The following is a 4,196-nucleotide window of genomic DNA, read 5'->3' as shown; positions in this document are numbered from 1 at the left end:
GAGGCGGACCGGCTGATCGTGGCGCTGAACAACCGTCGCACCGCGGAGGGCTGTGGCCCGCTGCACGCGGCGCCGCGGCTGATGACCGCGGCCCGCGCCCACAGCGACGACATGATGCGCGGCGAGTACATCGGGATGACCGGGCCGGACGGGACCACCCTGCAGGACCGGGTCGCCGCCACCGGCTACCGCGGGATGCGCGGCGGATTTGTCGCGGCGTACAGCGAAAAGGCCGCCGACGTCGTGAAGTCCCTCGCGGACGGGGACGCGGTCGGACTGTCGTGCGAGGTGGACGCCATCGGCGTCGGCCGGGCCGAGGGCGGGCCGTGTGGCTACTACTGGGCGGTGATCTTCGGCCGCGACGGAAGGTGAGACGATCGCATATGCGGTTGAGCTTCTCGGCTATGGCTCGTCTCAGCTCGACCCGGTGTACTTGGGTACATGGGAGAGCAAACGCAAGTACAGGACTCGAAGCCGATTCTGGTGATCGGCGGCACCGGCAAGACCGGTCGCCGGATCGCTGATCGACTGACCGAGCGTGGGGTGCCGGTTCGCGTCGCTTCTCGTTCCACCACACCGACTTTCGACTGGACCGACGAGTCCGGCTGGGCCGCAGCCCTCGCGGGCACCCGCGCCGCCTACATCGCCTACCAGCCTGACCTCGCCTTCCCGGGCGCCCCTGAGGCGATCACCCGGGTAAGCGAGCTCGCCAAGGCCGCCGGCGTCGAGAAGCTCGTGCTGCTCTCGGGCCGCGGCGAGGAGGCGGCCGAGGTGTGCGAGCGGATCGTGCAGGCAGCCGGTCTCAAGTGGACGATCGTGCGCTGCAGCTGGTTCAACCAGAACTTCAGCGAGAACTTCCTCCTGGAATCCGTCCGGGCGGGCGAGATCGCACTGCCCGCCGGCGACGCGGTCGAGCCGTTCGTCGACGCCGACGACATCGCCGATGTCGCGGTCGCCGCGCTGACCGAGGACGGACACGACAGCGAGATCTACGAGCTCACCGGCCCTCGGCTGCTCAGCTTCCACGACGTGGCGACCGAGATCTCCAAGGCCACCGGCCAGGACGTCGCCTACATCCCGCTCACCCCGGAGCAGTACGCCGCCGCGCTGCGTGAGCACGGCATGCCGGAGGAGTTCGTCGAACTCTTCACCCAGATCCTCGACGGCCGCAACGCCAACCTCACCAACGGGGTGCGTCGCGCGCTCGGCCGCGAGCCCAAGGACTTCGCCGACTACGCCCGCGATGCCGCGGCCAGTGGTGTGTGGAGCGTCGACTGACTGCCAGGTGATCCCCATGAGGAGGGTGAAGCCATGCGCACGCAACTGTCCACAGAGCACGGTCTGAGCGCCATTCCACGGCACATCCACGGATTTGCCCTGATGCACGTGGCGATGCGCCGCGACGCGCGCAGGCTCGTCGCGGGCGCGTCGGGCGTGCGCGACGACCAGGTCGACCGGATCGCGGGGTGGTGGCGGCAGGTTCGTGCCGTCATCGACTGGCGCCACCACACCGAGGACGACATCCTGTGGCCCGCGCTGCGGGCCAAGACGCCCACCTTCGCCGAACGCGAGAAGGCGATGCACGCCGACCACGCCGCGCTCGACGAGGCGATGGAAGCGGTCACGCGAGCGCTGGTCCCCGGCCGCCAGGCCGACCTGGCCGCCGCCGCGCGACGCTTCGACACGGTCGTGCACCAGCACCTGCGGGACGAGGAAGCGGTCGTGCTGAGCGCTTTCTGCGAGGACCTGACGGAACGGGAGTACCTGGCGATCGAGCGGCGGGTGATCGCCAGTGCGCCGATGTCGGTCATGGCGTTCCTGCCGCCGTGGATGCTCGACCGCGCCGCCGAGGTTCTCGCCGTGGCGCTGCTGCACCGTCCGGCAAGTGTGCGACCGCTTTGGGTTGCTGCACAACGGATATACGGTCGCGGAGGGAGCGACCCGCGACCTGTCGCCCGCTCACGCCTGACTGGACGACGCGGACGAAAACGGAGAGACGATGACCCAGACCAGAGACACGCCTTCGACGAAGCGCCGCTTGGCCGGACCGGTGTTGTGGCTGGCCACGATGACGGTGGGGCTGATCGCGGGGGTGTTCTACGCCTTCGCGATCTCGGTGATGCCCGCGCTGGCCAAGACGGACGACCGCACGTTCGTCGACACCATGCAGAACATCAACCGGGCGATCGAGAACGGCGCGTTCGGTTCGGCGTTCCTCGGCTCGTTCGTGTTCACGGGCGCGGCGGCGATCATGGAACACCGGCTGGGGCGTCGGGCGGCCGCTCGGTGGGTGCTGGCTTCGTTGCTGCTGTACGTGGTCGCGGTGGCGATCACGATGGGAGTGAACGTGCCGCTGAACCAGGACCTCGAAGCGGCTGGGGCACCGGCGTCGACCGCTGATCTCGCGGCGGTTCGGGCTGCTTTCGAGGGGCCGTGGAACTCGGCGCACCTGGTGCGGACGGTGGCTTGCGTGTTGGCGCTTGGGTGTTTGGGTCGGGCGCTGTGGCTGCCACACCGGGTGACACTGCCCTCCTGATTCTGTCATCTGCTTCGCTCGAACTCCTTCAGGAGACGGCTGCCACGGGGACGCCGGGGTTGTTTGCCGCCTGTCGGATGTATTCCTGGGGTGACAGGCCTCTTACGCGTTTGAAGGCGGCACTGAGGGCGAAGGCGCTGCTGTAGCCGACTTTCCTTGCCACGGAGCCGATTGTGGTTTCCGTTTCGCGCAGCAAGTCAGCCGCCAGGGCCAAGCGGAGGCTCGTCAGGTAGTTCATCGGAGGTTCGCCCACCAGTGACGTGAAGCGTCGTGCCAAGGCCGCTCGGGACACGCCTACGCGGGTGGCCAGATTGGCCACTGTCCAGCCATACGCGGGCTCGGCGTGCAGGAGTTTGAGGGCGGCGCCCACTACCTCGTCGTGTTGCGCCCGGTACCAAGCGGGGGCGCCGACGCCGGGGCTGGCCAGCCAGGCGCGCAGGACGCTGACCAGGACGAGGTCCAGAATGCGGTCCAGGACCAGTTCCTGGCCCGGCTCCTGCCGCAGCATCTCGGCTTCCAGCAACGACACCAGGGCGCTGTCGCCCGCGTCGATGGGGCGGACCAAGACCGGCGGAAGGGCGCCGAAGAGGTGTTGGCCGATTTCTCGTTGCATCTGGTAGGTGCCGCTGAGCATGACCGCGGAGCCGGTGGGGTCCTCACCCCAGGTGCGGACCCCCAGATCGCGGGAGCTGCCGATGTCGTGGCCGTCGATGGTCGCGCAGCGCTGGCCGGGGTGGATGATCACCTGCGGCGGCGTGTCCGGGTGGTCGGCGATCGTGTAGGGCGTCGGGCCTCGCATGATCGCCACCTCGCCGGGGTGCAGCGCCACCGGGTCGCCGCCGTCGGGGACGATCCAGGCGTGCCCGTGGGCCATGGTGACCAACGACAACGGGGCGCGGTCCTCGATGCGCATGGACCACGGGGGGTTGAGGATGGAGCGGAGCAGGAAGGCTCCGCGGGCTCTCGGTCCGTCCAGCAGACCGGTCAACGTGTCGTCCGCCAGCGTGCTCATGTCCCTAATGTAGACGAATGCACATGCTCATGGGTGAAGAATGCATGAATCGTCTCGGTGATCTTGCATCCGCCGAATGGGCGACATCGATCTTGACGGTCTCGCCCAGTAGGTTTCACCCGCGGTGTCCGATCGGATGTCCCGGTCTGCGGAAGGTGGCCGATGTCCCAGGTGGTGCTGGTGCTCGCGACGATCACGTCGGGGTTGATCGCGGGTCTGTTCTTCGCTTTTTCCTGCTCGGTGATGCTCGGCCTCGACGACGTCGAGGACCGGGTGTTCGTGGACGTGATGCGGCGGATCAACCGCCGCATCCAAAATGGACTGTTCGGTCTGGTGTTCATGGGGGCGCTGCTCAGCTCCGCCGCGGTGATCGTGATCGACCTGATGGACGCGAGCGGGACCAACGTGCGTGCCATGGTCGGGGCGGCGTTGTTCCTGGTGTCGCTGGTGATCACCTTTGCCGTCAACATTCCGCTCAACAACCGGCTCGACGCCGCGGGTCCGGTCGCGCGGGCCGACGTCGCCCAGGCGCGCAAGGCGTTCGAGGGGCCGTGGGTGCGGTGGAACCATGTGCGCATGGTCGCCGCGACCGCCGGTTTCGTGTTCCTCTGCCTGTCCCTGCAGAGCTAGAGCGAGCCTGGCCCGCCC

At 68.3% G+C, this 4,196-nt stretch carries 5 protein-coding genes and 1 pseudogene; 5 read left to right on the top strand and 1 reads right to left on the bottom strand.

The annotated features are described in order from the left end of the window. The 4 genes and pseudogenes from ACRDSQ_RS02360 to ACRDSQ_RS02345 form a co-directional block, all read left to right on the top strand. A partial coding sequence (locus ACRDSQ_RS02360; protein ID WP_431418338.1) for a CAP domain-containing protein occupies positions 1–372 on the top strand: 372 nt, incomplete at its 5' end. 69 nt (positions 373–441) lie between these two features. After that, positions 442–1,278: an NAD(P)H-binding protein gene (locus ACRDSQ_RS02355; RefSeq protein ID WP_431418337.1), complete on the top strand. Its 837-nt coding sequence runs from the start codon at positions 442–444 to the stop codon at positions 1,276–1,278. Positions 1,279–1,311: 33 nt separating this feature from the next. After that, positions 1,312–1,719, top strand: a pseudogene (locus tag ACRDSQ_RS02350) (hemerythrin domain-containing protein); the annotation flags it as partial. Positions 1,720–1,999: 280 nt separating this feature from the next. Beyond that, the gene (locus tag ACRDSQ_RS02345; RefSeq protein WP_431418335.1) at positions 2,000–2,536 is read left to right on the top strand and encodes a DUF1772 domain-containing protein; all 537 of its coding nucleotides are present in this window, start codon (positions 2,000–2,002) and stop codon (positions 2,534–2,536) included. A gap of 28 nt (positions 2,537–2,564) precedes the next feature. Here ACRDSQ_RS02345 and ACRDSQ_RS02340 read toward each other — a convergent pair whose 3' ends face one another. Next, positions 2,565–3,548 (bottom strand): AraC family transcriptional regulator, encoded by a 984-nt coding sequence (locus ACRDSQ_RS02340; RefSeq protein WP_431418333.1) that lies wholly within the window; start codon positions 3,546–3,548, stop codon positions 2,565–2,567. A gap of 162 nt (positions 3,549–3,710) precedes the next feature. On the opposite strand from ACRDSQ_RS02340, the gene ACRDSQ_RS02335 reads away from it, so the two are divergent. Continuing rightward, positions 3,711–4,178 (top strand): DUF1772 domain-containing protein, encoded by a 468-nt coding sequence (locus ACRDSQ_RS02335; RefSeq protein ID WP_431418332.1) that lies wholly within the window; start codon positions 3,711–3,713, stop codon positions 4,176–4,178. Positions 4,179–4,196: the final 18 nt, after the last annotated feature.

This window comes from Actinokineospora sp., assembly GCF_050699995.1.
Classification (GTDB): Bacteria; Actinomycetota; Actinomycetes; order Mycobacteriales; family Pseudonocardiaceae; genus Actinokineospora.
The sequence above is the reverse complement of the archived record's forward strand: the minus strand, read 5'-3'. Positions and strand labels throughout refer to the sequence as shown.